Below are 13,996 nucleotides of genomic sequence, written 5' to 3'. Positions count from 1 at the left end.
CGGCGATTGGCGGCATGCTCAATGTGATGGCCAATCGGCTGGCGCGCGTGGTTGATCGTTCCCGCCTGCTGGAAAGCGAATTTGCGCAATATCCAGCCGGGCGCCGCCGCATTGCCATCGACGATCTGGCGGTGCTGGCCAAGCGCATGACCGCTGCCAATTGGGCGATCGCGCTGTGCACGCTGTCGGCGCTATTGGTGTGCGTCGTGGTGGCGCTGCTGTTTTTGGAACAATTGCTCGGCGGGCGCTTGCAGATATTGATCGCGTGGATGTTCGTGGCGGCCACGCTGCTGCTGACCGGCGGGCTGATGCTGTTTTTATGGGAAGTGCAATTGGCGCTACGCTCGGTGCGGGTGCGGGCAGCGAGTTTGCTGCAGCACCGGGAGTGAGGGCGGCAGAGGAGCGGAGAGCGGCCGGCAGCAGATCTGCCGAGTCCGCTTGGATATGAAGCAAGAAAGAAAGAGCGTGGCGGAGCCACGCCGTCAGACGAGACAAAAAAGGCGGCCGATGGGGCCGCCTTTTTCGCTCGCTGGCCGATCTTGCCGGAGTCGGCGCGCGGGGCGCGCGCTCGCCCGGCTGCGATTAGTTGCGTGCCTTATTCACCAGCTGGTTCTTGGCAATCCACGGCATCATCGCGCGCAGCTTTTCGCCAACTTCCTCAATCTGGTGGGCCTTGGCCGCGATGCGGCTGGCCTTCAGCTCCGGCTGGCCGGCGCGGTTATCGAGGATGAAGTTCTTCACAAAGCGTCCGCCCTGGATATCAGCCAGCACGCGCTTCATCTCCGCCTTGGTTTCGGCGGTGATAATGCGCGGCCCGGTGGTGATATCGCCATATTCGGCGGTGTTGCTGATCGAATAGCGCATGTTGGCGATACCGCCTTCATACATCAAATCAACGATCAGCTTCACTTCGTGCAGGCATTCGAAATAGGCCATTTCCGGCGCATAGCCAGCCTCGACCAGCGTTTCAAAACCCGCCTGAATCAGATGGGTGAGGCCGCCGCACAGCACAGCCTGTTCACCGAACAAATCGGTCTCGCACTCTTCCTTGAAGGTGGTTTCAATCACGCCCGACCGGCCGCCGCCGATCGCCGACGCATAAGACAGTGCCACATCATGGGCATTGCCGCTGGCGTCCTGATGGATGGCGATCAGGCACGGCACGCCGCCGCCGCGGGCATATTCGCTGCGCACCGTGTGGCCGGGGCCCTTGGGCGCGATCATGAACACATCGATATCGGCGCGCGGCTCGATCAACTGAAAATGCACATTCAGGCCGTGTGCAAAGGCCAGCGCAGCGCCGGGCTTGAGATTGGCGGCCAGATCATCGGCATAAATGCCGGCCTGATGCTCATCGGGGGCCAGCACCATGACGACATCGGCCCACGCCGCAGCATCGGCATTGCTCATCACCTTGAAGCCTGCCGCTGCAACCTTGGCAGCGGTCGCCGAGCCAGCACGCAGTGCAATGGCAATATCCGCCACGCCGCTGTCGCGCAGATTCTGGGCATGGGCATGGCCTTGGCTGCCATAGCCTACAATGGCGACCTTCTTGGATTTGATCAGGCCGACATCGGCATCGGCATCATAGTAAACGCGCATTGATTGGGCTCTTTCTTTGCAATTCGTCGCCCCAGGTTACGCCCAGGGTGATTTTAGGGTTATCTTGCGATCTGTTAAACTGCCTCTGCGCCTCGCGCGATGGCAACCACCCCGGTGCGCGCGACCTCAACCAGCCCGACCTCGCGCATCAAGGCAATGAACTGGTTGACCTTTTCGGTCGATCCCGACACTTCGAACACAAAGCTTTTGGTGCTGGTGTCCACGGGGCGCGCCCGGAAAATATCGGCCAGCCGAAGCGCTTCCACACGCTTTTCGCCGCTGCCGGCCACTTTCACCAACGCCATCTCGCGTTCGACATGCGGGCCAAAATCTGTCAGATCGACCACACGGTGCACCGGCACCAGCCGATCAAGCTGAGCAATGATCTGATCGATCACCGGCGGCGGGCCGTTGGTAACCAGCGTGATCCGGCTGACGGCACTGTCGTCGGACACATCGGCCACCGTCAGGCTCTCGATGTTATAGCCACGTGCCGAAAACAGCCCGACGATGCGGGCGAGCACGCCAGCTTCGTTATCGACTAGGATCGACAGCGTGTGCCGTTCAGACGGGAGATGCTTCATCAGACCAGCGCCTTCGCATCATCATCCGTCGGCCCAACTTCGTCCGCCGCGCTCAGGATCATATCCGTGTGCGCCCCGCCCGACGGGATCATCGGGAAGCAATTGGCGAGTTTCGACACCCGGCAATCCACCACCACCGGGCCGGGGTGATCGAGCATGGCCTGGATGCCGGCATCCAGATCGTCCGGCCCGGAAATTACCACGCCTTTCCAGCCATAGGCCTGTGCCAGCATGACAAAATCCGGCAGGCTGTCCGAATAGGACTCACTATACCGCCCGCCGTGGTTCAGCTCCTGCCACTGGCGCACCATGCCCATATATTCATTATTGATAATGAAGATCTTCACCGGCAGGCCATATTGCTTCGCTGTGCCCAGTTCCTGGATGTTCATCTGGATGCTGGCTTCGCCGGCGATATCGATCACCAGCGCGCCCGGAAACGCCAGTTGCGCACCGATGGCGGCCGGCAGGCCATAGCCCATGGTGCCCAGCCCGCCGCTGGTCAGCCACTTGTTCGGTTCATGAAAGCCGAAATGCTGCGCCGCCCACATCTGGTGCTGGCCCACTTCGGTGGAGATGATCGGCTTTCTGGCCTTGGTCATCTCATACAGGCGCTGGATGGCCTTTTGCGGCAGCAACGCGCCATTGGCATCGGCGCCGCTGGCATCAAAGCCGAAGGAATCGCGGCGGCGCCAATCAGCAATCTGCGCCCACCAAGGCGCCAGATCGGCGGGACGATGTCCCCGCGCGCGCCACACCTTGAGCATGTCTTCCAGCACGCTGCCGACATCGCCCTGGATGGTCAGATCCACCCGCACCGTCTTGTTGAAGCTCGAGCGATCGATATCGACATGGATCTTGCGGCTGTTCGGGCTGAACGCGTCCAGCCGGCCAGTGACGCGATCATCGAAACGCGCGCCCAAGCACAGCATCAGATCACAGCGGTTCATCGCCATATTGGCCTCAAAGCTTCCATGCATGCCCAGCATGCCCAGAAACTGCGGGTGATCGTCCGGCAGCGTGCCCAGGCCCATCAACGTGCTCGTTACCGGCGCGCCGGTCGCCTTGGCGAGTTCGCGCAGCAGTTGGCTGGCGATCGGCCCGGAATTGATGATGCCGCCGCCAGTGTACAGGATCGGGCGTTCGGCCGCCGCCAGCATGTCCACGGCGGCCTCGATGGCGGCCAGGTCGCCCTTCACCTGCGGCTTGTAGGTCTTGTGGCTGATCGTGCCGGGCTTGGCGTAACGCGCCTTGAAAATCTGCACGTCCTTGGGAATGTCGATCACCACCGGCCCGGGGCGGCCGCTGCGCGCGATGTAAAACGCCTCATGAAGCACCGGGCCCAGCCTTGCGGTGTCCTTCACCAGGTAATTATGCTTGGAACAATGGCGGGTGATGCCCACCGTGTCACATTCCTGAAAGGCATCCGTGCCGATCAGGTGCGTCGGCACCTGGCCGGTGATCACCACCAGCGGCACCGAATCCATCAGCGCATCGGTAATGCCGGTCACCGCATTGGTGGCACCAGGGCCGGAGGTGACCAGCACCACGCCGACCTTGCCGCTGCTGCGCGCATAGCCTTCGGCGGCATGCACGGCGGCCTGTTCGTGGCGCACCAGGATGTGGCGAATGAGATTTTGCTGAAACAGCGCATCATAGATGGGCAGCACCGCGCCGCCCGGATAGCCAAACACCACCTCCACGCCGAGATCGTGGAGGGCCTGCACCACGATTTGCGCGCCTGACAGTTCCGCACTCACAATAAACACCTTCGCCGCAGCCAATCACTTGAGCTGCGGCATAAGGGCATTAAATTGCGCTGTCAACGGATATGCGCGCAATAAAACAACAATAATGGAAGCGTTATGGCATTAAAGCGATTGTGCGGCCGCCCGTGGCTGCCGCGTGCGCCGCATGGCAGCGCCAACAAGGCCAAAACCGGCAATCAGCATCGCCCAGCTGGCCGGTTCAGGGATACCGAGCACCTGGATGACATCGCGTGCGATGCCGCGCTGCACTTGCGCGGTGAAATGCGTGCCATCGAAGCTGAAAAAACCGCTGCAATTGATGTTGCCGTTCACTACGGGCCGCGCCGCAGTGCACGACGTGGCGTAATCCACGCCCCCGCCAAATCCATAAGCGGTTGGATTGGCAGCAAAGCGCGTGAAAAACGCATTGTATGAAAAACGATACAGCTTTGCTGACAACGTCGGTTCGATTGCCGTCAACGCAGATTGCAGCGCGCCATCGATCGCGGCCCCGCCGGCGCCGCCGCCCGGAATGCCGGTCACCAAAATCTTGCCGGCGCCCGACGCGCTCAGGCTTTGCACAGCGCTCACGGTGTTTCCGATCAGCAGGCTGATCACCTGCGGCGGCGTCAGACCGCCCGTGTCGCCCGATGCGAGCGCAAACAGATCATTGCCGCCAAAATTGATCACATACAGACCATTGGGATCAGCCAGCCCGCCGGTGCCCGCAAAATACAGCGCCAATTGCTGCGGCAGGCCCGGGACCTGAAAACCGCCAAACGCCGATCCGATGGCGCGCGCGCCGCCGAATGCGTAGTTGCGGCCGCCAGCCAGCGATGGCGCCGTGTTGGCACCGGCAAAGCGTTGGTCGAGATAATCGACATAATTCAGGCCATTGGTAAACCGGCCCTGAAAATAGCCCTGCGCGGCCGCTGGAATAACACCGCCCGTGCCAACGAACACGTTGCCGGCATCCACCAGCGAATCCCCGAACGTGTACAGCGTGGTCGCGCCAGCCGGCATGGCCGACAAGCCGGCTGCCACGATTACGGCCAACATCATCGTGCGCACAGATTTTCCCCTATGGTTTCCTGCTGTACACCATTTTTGCACAGGCCGGCGCGGTGCGCCAGCCAGGGCGGTGCTGCAACCGGCAGCGTAGGCTACACATAAAGCCCCCGCCGCAGCTGGCAGGGGATTGATGGAAGCGGTGATGGGCCAAGGCCCATCACGGTCAGCTTGTTCAGGCGACGATGATAATTGCTGCGCTGCGGCGGCGCATGCCGGAGCCGACGACGCCGAAACCAGCCAGCATCATCGCTGAGCTCGACGGTTCCGTAACGCTCAGAACGAGTCTTGCCGAGATGGTCACGGTAGCAGCGTCGGTTGCAACGAACGACAGACACCGGCTCGCTTGGTAGATTGTTGGTCTTGGGCCAATGCGTAAACGCGCTCGTGCAATTTGTGTTTTCAAGTTCGAAGCTGCCATTCTTGACCAGATTGAAACGGCGGGTCTCGGCCAGCGCAGGCAAGGCGGCACTGCAACAGAACCATTTCAATGACGCGATGCAAATGTCTCGCTCAAGCGGCCGGCCCGCCGGCTGCAATGTCCAGGCAGCCAGATCAGGAAGAAACCTGGTCCAGGCTGGGCCGGCGGCGACCAAACGCAAGGCCCAGAACCACCACGCCGATCAAAGCCGGAATGATAGGATCGGGGACGCCGGTACCTTCGTCCTTCGTGGCGGCCGAAGCGGCAACGCTGCGGCCGCAGCCCGGCAGGTCCAGATGACACGAGGTGCCAGACGCCTTGTCGCCAGCCAGCATCACCGCCGCACTGGCCGGAATCGGCATCATGATCGCCGCCGCAGCCACTAGAAATTCGATGCGCATTGCCCTGCTCCATCACGTTGTGCAGTGCAGCTAAACCAGAGTTCGGTGACAGTCGCGTTACAAAAACAAAACCATAATGGAAACAATTGCCCATTGCGGCAAAGCGTTTTGTCTGATCGTCCGATCCGGGGTTGGCTGCAATGTCGTTAGCAGATGATAACGAAGTGGCGGCCTGATTGGTTGCATCGCCCGCAAAAAAATGGTGCCGCAATTCGCTATGCACGCGAAAACTACGCGAATCGCTGGCAGGCCCTGCTGCGGCTGCATGCTCAAATCCGCTCCCAGCCCAATAATTGCCCGCGCGCCCAGGTCGATTGGCGTTTTTGATACTGCCGAGTCGCAATTAACGCTTGGGCCACCGCTCCGTGAAGGCTGAGCGTGCCGGCCAGATGCGCAGCCAACTGCGGCACCGCCAGCGCCTTCATGACCGGCGCATCGCCCGGCAGCCCCAGCGCCAGCAGCGCCGCAACCTCCGCCAGCGCCCCTCCGGCCATCATCGCCTGCAGCCGTGCCTGCGCGCGGGCATGCAAAGCCGCGCGCGGCCGATCGACCACAATCCCTTGCACAGCCGCTTGGCCTAACCCGCCTTCGCGTTGTTGCTGCCAATGCCCCAGTGGCTTTCCGCTGCTGCGCACAACCTCCAGTGCACGCAGAATGCGCTGGCGATCTGCCGGCATCAGCCGCGCCGCGCTGGCCGGGTCTTCGTGCTCAAGGACGGTGCGAGCATCGGGCGTCACCATGGCGCGGACGGCGGCGCGCACATCAGGATCGATCGCCGGCACCGGCGCCAGCCCATGCACCAGCGCCGCCAGATACAGCCCGGTGCCGCCCACGATGATCGGCTGCTGCCCAGCCGCCCGCGCCGCTGCGATCTGCGCCTTGGCCATCTCCGCCCAGCGCGCCGCGGAACAGGCATCATCCCCGGCCAGCACCCCGTAAAGCCGGTGCGGCACGGCCGCTTGATCGGCGGCGGTTGGCCGCGCCGTCACCACCCGCAAACAATCATAAAGCTGGCTGGCATCGGCGTTGATGATCACGCCGCCCACCCGCGCGGCAATAGCCATGGCCAGCGCGGACTTGCCGCCCGCTGTCGGCCCTGTCAGGACGGTGATCCGCGAAGGATCAATTATCATGTCGGATGCGATCATTGTCACTCTGGTGGCCGAAGGCTGCTTGTCGCCCGGCGACGTGTCGGCGGCAAGTGATGCCTTGGCCGGCACCGGCGCGGCAATCCTGGCCCAAAGCTGGCTCGAAGCCGGCGATGCCCACGATATCGTTGCACGCGGCAACGCTGCAGCTGTCCGCGCCGCGCTGGAAGCGGCCCTGCCGGCCGTGGATGTGGTGGTGCAATCAGCCGCCGGGCCGCGCCGCAAGCTGCTGCTGGTCGCCGATATGGATTCCACCATGATCCAGTGCGAATGTATCGATGAGCTGGCCGATTATGCCGGCGTTAAGGCGCAGGTGGCCGCGGTGACCGAGGCCGCCATGCGCGGCGAACTGGATTTTGCTGGCGCGCTGCACGCCCGCGTCGCACTGCTGAAGGGCCTGGCTGTCACTGTGCTCGATCAGTGCCTTGCGGAGCGCGTGCGGCTGATGCCGGGCGCCCGCACGCTGGTGCAAACCATGGTGGCGAACGGCGCGAGGTCCCTGCTGGTGTCGGGCGGCTTCATGCATTTTGCCGTGCCGGTGGCGCGCCAGATCGGCTTTGCGCGGGTGGTTGCCAACCGGCTGGATATCGCTAGGGACGCACTGGCCGGCACAGTCGCCGATCCGATCATCGATGCCGCCGCCAAGCGCGCGCTGCTCGAAGCTGACGGCACGCCGCTGACGGCCACGCTGGCGGTGGGCGACGGTGCTAACGACATTCCGATGATCACGGCGGCCATGGCCGGCGGCGGGCTGGGCATCGCCTATCGTGCCAAGCCCAAAGCCGCTGCCGCTGCGCAGGCGCATGTGCGCCTCGGTGATCTTACCGTCCTGCTGCGTGCGCAAGGCTATCGCCGCGCCGATTGGGCAGCATGAGCAGTATCGTCCTCCACCCCATCGGCCACGTGAGCGGTGGCCGCAGCGAAGCCATTGACGATGATTGGGGCGCCAGCCGGGCCTGCATCTTGCTTGATGCTGGCCGTTTCACACCGGATGCGCTGCTCGGGCTTGATCAGTTCAGCCATGCCGAGGTGATTTTTCTGTTCGACCGCGTGGACGACGCCGATATCACCACGGGCGCACGCCATCCGCGCGGCCACAGCCACTGGCCGCGCGTTGGCATATTTGCGCAGCGCGGCAAGAACCGGCCCAACCGGCTCGGCATCGGTGTATGCCGGATCATCGCAGTTGAAGGCCTGACGCTGACCGTGGAAGGACTGGATGCCATCGATGGCACCCCGGTGCTGGACATCAAGCCAGTGATGAGCGGCTTCAGCCCGCGCGGCACGGTGCGTGAGCCTGACTGGGCCGTCGCCATCATGGCCGACTATTGGTGATCAACTTGGAAAAAACCGCTGCATCACCCAGCTGGTGATCCACGTGCCCGCAGCGGCGGTGCCGCCAGTCAGAACCGTGCCCCAGATCAGATCAAGCACCGTCACCTTCAGGCTCCACACTTTCAGCGTGGCATAGTTGGTGAAATCATAGGTGGCGTAACACAGGAACCCCAGCACAGCGCCCTGCAGGGCTGCGCGGGCCACGGCCGTAGCCTGGCCGGCGGTCACGCCCTCAGCCAAGCCGGGCAACACCGCAAAATACAGGATGCCAGCGATATAAATGACGTAAAAAATCACCGCAGGCAGCAGGCGAAACCCATTTTCCATCATCACCGGGCCAATCTCCGGCTTGTACAGGCGCGGCGCCATGTTGATCAGCCACACAGAGTCGATGGCCGCAAACGCGATCAGCGTGGCAAAATAGGCGATGAAGATCTTGATCATGCCATGTGCATAATCGATCACTGCAGATTGCGCACCATGTTTGACATTATGGCCCCACTTCCGCGAAACTACGCCGCTGGTGCTCGGGCTACAAACAGGTGCGATGGGCTATGGGCAGGGGGAAGGCATGAGCGGCACGGACAAAATGCGCTTGTCGCAGGTGATGGAATGGGCGCTGCTGCGCTTATACCGGGCGCAGGGCTGGCAAGCCGTTAGCCACGGCCCCATCCCGAAGAAGGCGATCATCATCGCCGCGCCGCACACTTCCAACTGGGATTTCCTCTATTTCGTCGGCCTCACCCGCGATCTCGGCATTGCGCCCAGCTTCATGGCCAAACGTGAATTGTTCCGCTGGCCGCTGGGCCGCTTCATGCGTGACATGGGCGGCGTGCAAATCAACCGTGAAGCCGGCGGCAATTATGTGCAGGCAATGATTGACGAATTTGCCCGCCGCGACGAATTTCTGCTCACGATTGCGCCCGAAGGCACTCGGCGTAGCGTCGCGCAATGGCGCACCGGCTTTTATCATATTGCCATGGGCGCCGGCGTGCCGCTGATTGTCGGCATGATGGATTATGCCAAGAAAATGGGTGGCTTGGCGCAAGCCTTCATGCCCACCGGCGATTATGCCGCCGACATGATGCTGATCGAGGATTATTACCGCAACACCACCCCGCGCCACCCGGCCAAGGCGATGCAATCGATCCTCGCCGCCAGCGACAAGCCTTATCGCCGGGCGGCCTGAACGATGCTGTTGACCAATCTTGCCATAACGCTGGGCGCCGTTATGGCGCTTATGCTGGCCTGCTGGTGGGTTTCGGTTCAGATCCGCGACGTGTCGTTCATCGATGCGATCTGGGCTTATGGCATGGTTTATGCTGTTTTGGTGGCCACTCTGCTGGCGGGCGGTGTCCCTGCGGGTCCGGCGGGTGGGCTGCTGCTGGCCCTGGTGGCCGCGTGGGGCGTGCGGCTGGGCACGCATTTGATCCTGCGCTGGCGCCGGCTGGGCCGCGATCCGCGCTATGACAAAATCATCGCCCGCACCCAGGCCAGCCGCGGCTGGAGCTTTGAACGCACCGCGCTGCTCCAGGTGTTCGGCCTGCAAGGGCCGTTATTGTGGGGCGTGTCGCTTCCCGCGCAGGCCGGCATCCTGGTCGATACCGGCACGCCGCTGCCGCTGTGGGGCTGGGCCGGCGTGATCATCGCGCTTGTCGGCATCATCTTTGAAACCGTCGGGGACGCGCAGCTGGAAGCGTTTCGCAAAAACCCGGCGATGCGCGGCAAGGTGCTGGACACCGGCCTGTGGCGTTATACAAGGCACCCCAATTATTTCGGGGATTTCGTCACCTGGTGGGGCATATTCATCGTCGGGATCGCCGCCGGCGCGCCGATCTGGACCATCATCGGCCCGATATTCCTGTCCTTCACCCTCACCCGCTGGTCCGGCGCCCCGCTGCTGGAACACAGCCTGAAAAAACACCGGCCGGGCTATGAGGCTTATATCCGGCGCACATCAGGCTTTTTCCCATGGCCGCCGAAAGCGTGATGCAACGCCGGCGCCAGCCTCCTGCTTGGTGGCCTCACGTCCAAAGCCACTGCACCTGATGCCGATGCGCAACGGCCGATCGAGCAGCTTAAAACCAAGTCCCCTGGAGCCTGGCTCAACCACCCACAACATCCCGCCCGCTGAACGGGCCACCCTGCAGCAAACTACACCGCCAAACGGCGAATGGTACCCCGATATCGCGGCACGTCTCACCGATTGGCTGGCCGAACTAAACCCGGCGCGCCCAGCGCTGGTGATCAGCCAGGGCATCACCGCCGGCGTGCTGCGCGGGATATTGGTCGGCGGCGAAGACTGGCACGGCGTCCCCGTCGCCCCCCGCGCCCCGCAAGGCACCGTGTTCCGCATCGTCGGCGGCGTCGAGCAAGTGATCCACACCGGCACCGGCGCGGCGGTGTCACGCGCGGCGTGATTTGAAGCAAGCGGGCACGTCACGGACTTGATCCGGGACAGGGTCAGGCTTTCTTGCCTGGAACAGAGCCAATCACCGACGTCTGCGATTTCATCCACCAAGCGCTGCGAACGGCGCCAGCGGCCAGTCCGGCGCCACTATGTCGTCTTCCGGATCATGCGGCATCGCGGCAAGCGCCCGCAACTCCGCCCGCAGATTTGCCACACTTTCCGAGTCGGGTGGGGTTGGGCGTTGATTTGGTTGCGCTTTCTGTTTTTCCCGCTCCAGCCGCTTGAGATGAAACAGCAACAGCCGCACATCCGCCGGCCGCCGCCGCACCGCCACCACCACGCCCTCGCGCTCGAACACCTCCTCCTCACCATCGCGCAACCGATCCAGCGCCATGTCCTCGATCCAGCGCCCAGTATCGGCCAGCGCCGCATCCCAGCGCTGCGCGAAATCCTGGCTGTGCGCCTGCGCCCGCAACCAATAAGCCGACTGCTTCGTCATCTCGGCCGCCCGCGCCGCCGCCGAAACATTGCCGTGGAGCGCAAGATGATCAAGAAACCGCTGCTGCCGTTCCGGCGACCAGCCATTGTGCTGCGGACGCAAAAAGGTTTTGGGGGCGGGGGGCGTGTTGCTGCTCATGGATTCGGTATAACCCATTGGCGGGGCTGTAGGACAGACAGGGAACAGGGAAAGCAGGGCCTCCGGCGGCAAGGGTCGAGGACCCTTGACCCATTTGTTTTTTGGACGGCCCCCTGACAAAAAGAACCCAGTCGCCCCGGACTTGATCCGGGGCCCCGCTATTTCGGCAAGCGATCTTGCGGAAACCAATCATCCCACAGATCACGCCAATCCGGATTGTCCGCCTCGATCAACGCAAATTTCCATTCCCGCCGCCATCGCTTCACCGTCTTCTCGCGCGCGATGGCCGCCAGGATTTCTTCATACCGCTCCGCATACACAATGCGCGTCAGGTCATATTCGGCAATATGCTCTGATCCCTTGCCTTCGCGGTGCTGCTGCACGCGGCGCACCAGATCGGCGGTCACGCCGATATACATGCCGCCGCGATAGCGGTCCGCCATGATGTACATCCAGCCGCCCTTTGCCATGACGGCAGTTTCGCGGATTGGCGCGGAAAAGAAAAGCGGGGCCCCGGATCAAGTCCGGGGCGACGTGGCTCTTTGGTTGTGGAGGACGCCTGAAAACCCATCGGTGCAGCCCCGCATTCCTAACCCCGGAACTCCGTGCTCGACATGGGCAAGGCTTTTCTTCTTGGCGCGCGCCAGCTCTGGTGATCATTATTGTAAACCACTATTCCCCAAGTTTAAATACGGAATAGATTATTGTACATATATAGAACAATTGATCATACTACTTCTCAATTAAATACGTGGCCGCCTCTAGGACTGACGACCACGCAGTTTATTTTCTGAAACTCGGAATTACGATCCTGACGAGTGACCTTTATTATAGGCCGATCTTGTAGCCGCTGCAAAAGCCGTTGTACTTGGACTATTCGCAAGCAAATCTGGAATCAGAAAGATCCCATCGACGAATTTATCACCCTCTCGGGGATTATATTCACCCTTTTCACGGTCACGGACGCCGGCTGCATAGGCATCGTTTAGTTCTTTTTCGCTTGCCTTGTATTGCATCGTACTTCTCCTCACTTCAACAACCGCAATGGCGCGGTCAAATTAAGAATAGGCCTTTCGTTGGAGCAAAATAGGGTTCAAAACAGGTCAAAATCCGATCAAAAAGCGGGATGTTGCAGGCATGCCCAATATCAATGTGAACGGGGAACTTCTAGGCGCACATCGTAATGCGCGAGGCCTGTCCCGTGCTGGGTTGTCCCATGCACTTTTGCCAGCACGAATCTCTGAAGAAACTATCAAAAGAGCAGAAAAGGGAATCGTAAATCCGAAAAAACTGGAAGTAATATCTAAATTTTTTCAGACAAATTCAAGTATATTTTTTAGTAAAGTAGTAGATTTAGTCGATTAATCGGGAGATTAGACGGCCATTTATATTGAAAAAGAGCCAGGACATATAAAATATGTATCTATAGAATTATTAACTATTTTTCAAGTAGACCACAACTTGTCTGGATTTTTTCTACCAGAGTCCAGCGAACATCCGAACGGCTATGTAGGAACATCGACGTTTCAAATGAGCGGTCAATTGATAAATGATTTTATATACGGGAGTTATTTGCCAGATATTACGAATCCAAAATATCCTCAAGGAGTCGGCGTTTTTCAGATGAAAATTATAAAGCATCATAATTGGATAGAGGGTTTTTGCACGTTTTTTTCTGATGATGACAATATCGCAGTCTCGAGTACAGTATGGATACGTAAATCGTGGGATGAACATGATTTCATGGTTCAATCTGCAAAAAAATTGTAAAGAGAGTGCGGTTTATTACTTACTTCGCCGACAGCAATCTAGGATCAGGGCCCATTAAAGGGATTCCCAAGCTGGTCTCGGTCAGATTCAATGTCCGCGCTGATGAGGCGTTTCCATGAACGATTTGTTCTCGAGTTGCGGGGACACTACGCGTTCCAAGGACGCTATACTTAATTTCCCTGTCACGTCCGAGACGTCGCCTGACATTCATTGATTCAGCCGGTGCCGGTTGGCGCGGCGCCGGGCGAATGTTGCGGCTGTTTTGCGGCGTCGTCTGATCCGCCTTAACCGCTGGCCAGCATCTTTTCCACCGCAAGCGGATCAGCGGCGATCACGGTCAGCAGGGCGCGGGCTGGGGCGTCGGGTTGGCGGCGGCCTTGTTCCCAATCGCGCAGGGTGGCGACGGGGATGTGGTAGGCGCTGGCGAATTGGGTCTGGGTCTTGTTTGCAGCCAAGCGGACGGCCTTGACGTCCAGCGGCAATGCGATGCGGCCACGGCTGGCATCGCCGGCGGCGTAGGCGATGGCGTCTTTAAGGCCGGCGGCAATCTTGTCGAAGGCGGTTTTGGTCATAGGTTTTCGAGCCTCAATTGCGTGATGGGTCGTCTTCAAAAATTGTCGGCCAGTCGCTTGGTCAGGGCGACGAGGCCGCGGCTTCGTTGATGGTGCGCATCTGCGATTCCCTACGGCATTGCCGGATAGGGGAAAATCGAAATTACGGCATTGCCTTGTATTTTGGTGATGGTGCTGGTGGCGCGCACCCACCCCCGGCCCCTCTCTTGAAAGGGAGGGGAGAAGGAAAGGGCTGCCCGAAAACACATGGGTCAAGGGTCCGCGACCCTTGCCGCCGGAGGCCCTGCTTTTCTGCTTCCC

19 protein-coding genes are annotated in these 13,996 nt (G+C 60.8%); 7 read left to right on the top strand and 12 right to left on the bottom strand.

The window, feature by feature from the left end; all coding sequences use genetic code 11:
- Positions 1-389, top strand: a 389-nt coding sequence (locus tag ABWP50_RS11400; RefSeq protein WP_353218107.1) for a DUF2721 domain-containing protein, incomplete at its 5' end; no start/stop codon positions are given.
- 193 nt (positions 390-582) lie between these two features.
- Here ABWP50_RS11400 and ilvC read toward each other — a convergent pair.
- From ilvC to miaA, 7 genes are all read right to left on the bottom strand, one after another.
- Positions 583-1,602 carry a ketol-acid reductoisomerase gene (gene ilvC, locus ABWP50_RS11395; RefSeq protein WP_353218106.1) on the bottom strand — a complete coding sequence of 340 codons (1,020 nt, stop codon included), beginning with the start codon at positions 1,600-1,602 and terminating at the stop codon, positions 583-585.
- Between the two features lie 74 nt (positions 1,603-1,676).
- A complete protein-coding gene (gene ilvN / locus ABWP50_RS11390; protein ID WP_353218105.1) occupies positions 1,677-2,186 on the bottom strand; it encodes an acetolactate synthase small subunit in 510 nt (169 codons plus the stop codon).
- The gene (locus tag ABWP50_RS11385; RefSeq protein ID WP_353218104.1) at positions 2,186-3,946 is read right to left on the bottom strand and encodes an acetolactate synthase 3 large subunit; all 1,761 of its coding nucleotides are present in this window, start codon (positions 3,944-3,946) and stop codon (positions 2,186-2,188) included. The genes ilvN and ABWP50_RS11385 overlap by 1 nt, the downstream gene beginning before the upstream one ends.
- A gap of 111 nt (positions 3,947-4,057) precedes the next feature.
- On the bottom strand, positions 4,058-4,996 hold the full coding sequence (locus tag ABWP50_RS11380) for a PEPxxWA-CTERM sorting domain-containing protein (RefSeq protein WP_353218103.1): 939 nt from the start codon (positions 4,994-4,996) through the stop codon (positions 4,058-4,060).
- A 181-nt stretch (positions 4,997-5,177) separates the two neighbouring features.
- A complete protein-coding gene (locus ABWP50_RS11375) occupies positions 5,178-5,249 on the bottom strand; it encodes a hypothetical protein (RefSeq protein ID WP_353218108.1) in 72 nt (23 codons plus the stop codon).
- A 308-nt stretch (positions 5,250-5,557) separates the two neighbouring features.
- Positions 5,558-5,824, bottom strand: a complete 267-nt coding sequence (locus ABWP50_RS11370; protein ID WP_353218102.1) for a hypothetical protein — start codon at positions 5,822-5,824, stop codon at positions 5,558-5,560.
- A 269-nt stretch (positions 5,825-6,093) separates the two neighbouring features.
- Positions 6,094-6,957, bottom strand: a complete 864-nt coding sequence (miaA, locus tag ABWP50_RS11365) for a tRNA (adenosine(37)-N6)-dimethylallyltransferase MiaA (protein WP_353218101.1) — start codon at positions 6,955-6,957, stop codon at positions 6,094-6,096.
- Here miaA and serB point away from each other — a divergent pair.
- Both serB and ABWP50_RS11355 read left to right on the top strand, forming a co-directional pair.
- A complete protein-coding gene (gene serB / locus ABWP50_RS11360) occupies positions 6,956-7,846 on the top strand; it encodes a phosphoserine phosphatase SerB (RefSeq protein ID WP_353218100.1) in 891 nt (296 codons plus the stop codon). The genes miaA and serB overlap by 2 nt on opposite strands.
- Positions 7,843-8,307 carry an SAM-dependent methyltransferase gene (locus ABWP50_RS11355; RefSeq protein WP_353218099.1) on the top strand — a complete coding sequence of 155 codons (465 nt, stop codon included), beginning with the start codon at positions 7,843-7,845 and terminating at the stop codon, positions 8,305-8,307. Before serB ends, ABWP50_RS11355 begins: the two co-directional genes overlap by 4 nt.
- On the opposite strand, the gene ABWP50_RS11350 is transcribed toward ABWP50_RS11355, so the two are convergent.
- The gene (locus tag ABWP50_RS11350; RefSeq protein WP_353218098.1) at positions 8,308-8,751 is read right to left on the bottom strand and encodes a DUF2177 family protein; all 444 of its coding nucleotides are present in this window, start codon (positions 8,749-8,751) and stop codon (positions 8,308-8,310) included.
- 40 nt (positions 8,752-8,791) lie between these two features.
- On the opposite strand from ABWP50_RS11350, the gene ABWP50_RS11345 reads away from it, so the two are divergent.
- The 3 genes from ABWP50_RS11345 to ABWP50_RS11335 are packed head-to-tail and all read left to right on the top strand — an operon-like array spanning position 8,792 to position 10,727.
- Positions 8,792-9,496 (top strand): lysophospholipid acyltransferase family protein, encoded by a 705-nt coding sequence (locus ABWP50_RS11345; RefSeq protein ID WP_353218097.1) that lies wholly within the window; start codon positions 8,792-8,794, stop codon positions 9,494-9,496.
- 3 nt (positions 9,497-9,499) lie between these two features.
- The gene (locus ABWP50_RS11340) at positions 9,500-10,297 is read left to right on the top strand and encodes a DUF1295 domain-containing protein (protein WP_353218096.1); all 798 of its coding nucleotides are present in this window, start codon (positions 9,500-9,502) and stop codon (positions 10,295-10,297) included.
- Positions 10,298-10,355: 58 nt separating this feature from the next.
- Positions 10,356-10,727 (top strand): hypothetical protein, encoded by a 372-nt coding sequence (locus ABWP50_RS11335; protein WP_353218095.1) that lies wholly within the window; start codon positions 10,356-10,358, stop codon positions 10,725-10,727.
- Positions 10,728-10,817: 90 nt separating this feature from the next.
- Here ABWP50_RS11335 and ABWP50_RS11330 read toward each other — a convergent pair whose 3' ends face one another.
- From ABWP50_RS11330 to ABWP50_RS11320, 3 genes are all read right to left on the bottom strand, one after another.
- The gene (locus ABWP50_RS11330) at positions 10,818-11,372 is read right to left on the bottom strand and encodes a hypothetical protein (protein WP_353218094.1); all 555 of its coding nucleotides are present in this window, start codon (positions 11,370-11,372) and stop codon (positions 10,818-10,820) included.
- A 140-nt stretch (positions 11,373-11,512) separates the two neighbouring features.
- Positions 11,513-11,824, bottom strand: a complete 312-nt coding sequence (locus tag ABWP50_RS11325; protein WP_353218093.1) for a GIY-YIG nuclease family protein — start codon at positions 11,822-11,824, stop codon at positions 11,513-11,515.
- Between the two features lie 333 nt (positions 11,825-12,157).
- Positions 12,158-12,370 (bottom strand): hypothetical protein, encoded by a 213-nt coding sequence (locus tag ABWP50_RS11320; RefSeq protein WP_353218092.1) that lies wholly within the window; start codon positions 12,368-12,370, stop codon positions 12,158-12,160.
- A gap of 121 nt (positions 12,371-12,491) precedes the next feature.
- Between ABWP50_RS11320 and ABWP50_RS11315 the strand changes: the two genes are divergently transcribed.
- Positions 12,492-12,719: a helix-turn-helix domain-containing protein gene (locus tag ABWP50_RS11315; protein WP_353218091.1), complete on the top strand. Its 228-nt coding sequence runs from the start codon at positions 12,492-12,494 to the stop codon at positions 12,717-12,719.
- Positions 12,720-13,408: 689 nt separating this feature from the next.
- Here ABWP50_RS11315 and ABWP50_RS11310 read toward each other — a convergent pair.
- Positions 13,409-13,696 carry a helix-turn-helix domain-containing protein gene (locus ABWP50_RS11310; RefSeq protein WP_353218090.1) on the bottom strand — a complete coding sequence of 96 codons (288 nt, stop codon included), beginning with the start codon at positions 13,694-13,696 and terminating at the stop codon, positions 13,409-13,411.
- Between the last annotated feature and the right edge of the window lie 300 nt (positions 13,697-13,996).

Source organism: Sandarakinorhabdus sp. (assembly GCF_040398645.1).
GTDB lineage: Bacteria > Pseudomonadota > Alphaproteobacteria > Sphingomonadales > Sphingomonadaceae > Sandarakinorhabdus.
Note: the sequence above shows the minus strand (reverse complement) of the source record. Positions and strands in the feature narration are given on the sequence as shown.

Excerpts from the sequence above, each read along its gene's own strand:
- ilvC (WP_353218106.1), bottom strand. The coding sequence starts at position 1,602 with ATGCGCGTTTACTATGATGCCGATGCCGATGTCGGCCTGATCAAATCC.
- ilvN (WP_353218105.1), bottom strand. The coding sequence starts at position 2,186 with ATGAAGCATCTCCCGTCTGAACGGCACACGCTGTCGATCCTAGTCGAT.
- ABWP50_RS11380 (WP_353218103.1), bottom strand. The coding sequence starts at position 4,996 with ATGATGTTGGCCGTAATCGTGGCAGCCGGCTTGTCGGCCATGCCGGCT.
- ABWP50_RS11370 (WP_353218102.1), bottom strand. The coding sequence starts at position 5,824 with ATGCGCATCGAATTTCTAGTGGCTGCGGCGGCGATCATGATGCCGATT.
- serB (WP_353218100.1), top strand. The coding sequence starts at position 6,956 with ATGTCGGATGCGATCATTGTCACTCTGGTGGCCGAAGGCTGCTTGTCG.
- miaA (WP_353218101.1), bottom strand. The coding sequence starts at position 6,957 with ATGATAATTGATCCTTCGCGGATCACCGTCCTGACAGGGCCGACAGCG.
- ABWP50_RS11355 (WP_353218099.1), top strand. The coding sequence starts at position 7,843 with ATGAGCAGTATCGTCCTCCACCCCATCGGCCACGTGAGCGGTGGCCGC.
- ABWP50_RS11350 (WP_353218098.1), bottom strand. The coding sequence starts at position 8,751 with ATGATCAAGATCTTCATCGCCTATTTTGCCACGCTGATCGCGTTTGCG.
- ABWP50_RS11340 (WP_353218096.1), top strand. The coding sequence starts at position 9,500 with ATGCTGTTGACCAATCTTGCCATAACGCTGGGCGCCGTTATGGCGCTT.
- ABWP50_RS11335 (WP_353218095.1), top strand. The coding sequence starts at position 10,356 with ATGCCGATGCGCAACGGCCGATCGAGCAGCTTAAAACCAAGTCCCCTG.
- ABWP50_RS11330 (WP_353218094.1), bottom strand. The coding sequence starts at position 11,372 with ATGGGTTATACCGAATCCATGAGCAGCAACACGCCCCCCGCCCCCAAA.
- ABWP50_RS11325 (WP_353218093.1), bottom strand. The coding sequence starts at position 11,824 with ATGGCAAAGGGCGGCTGGATGTACATCATGGCGGACCGCTATCGCGGC.
- ABWP50_RS11320 (WP_353218092.1), bottom strand. The coding sequence starts at position 12,370 with ATGCAATACAAGGCAAGCGAAAAAGAACTAAACGATGCCTATGCAGCC.
- ABWP50_RS11315 (WP_353218091.1), top strand. The coding sequence starts at position 12,492 with ATGCCCAATATCAATGTGAACGGGGAACTTCTAGGCGCACATCGTAAT.
- ABWP50_RS11310 (WP_353218090.1), bottom strand. The coding sequence starts at position 13,696 with ATGACCAAAACCGCCTTCGACAAGATTGCCGCCGGCCTTAAAGACGCC.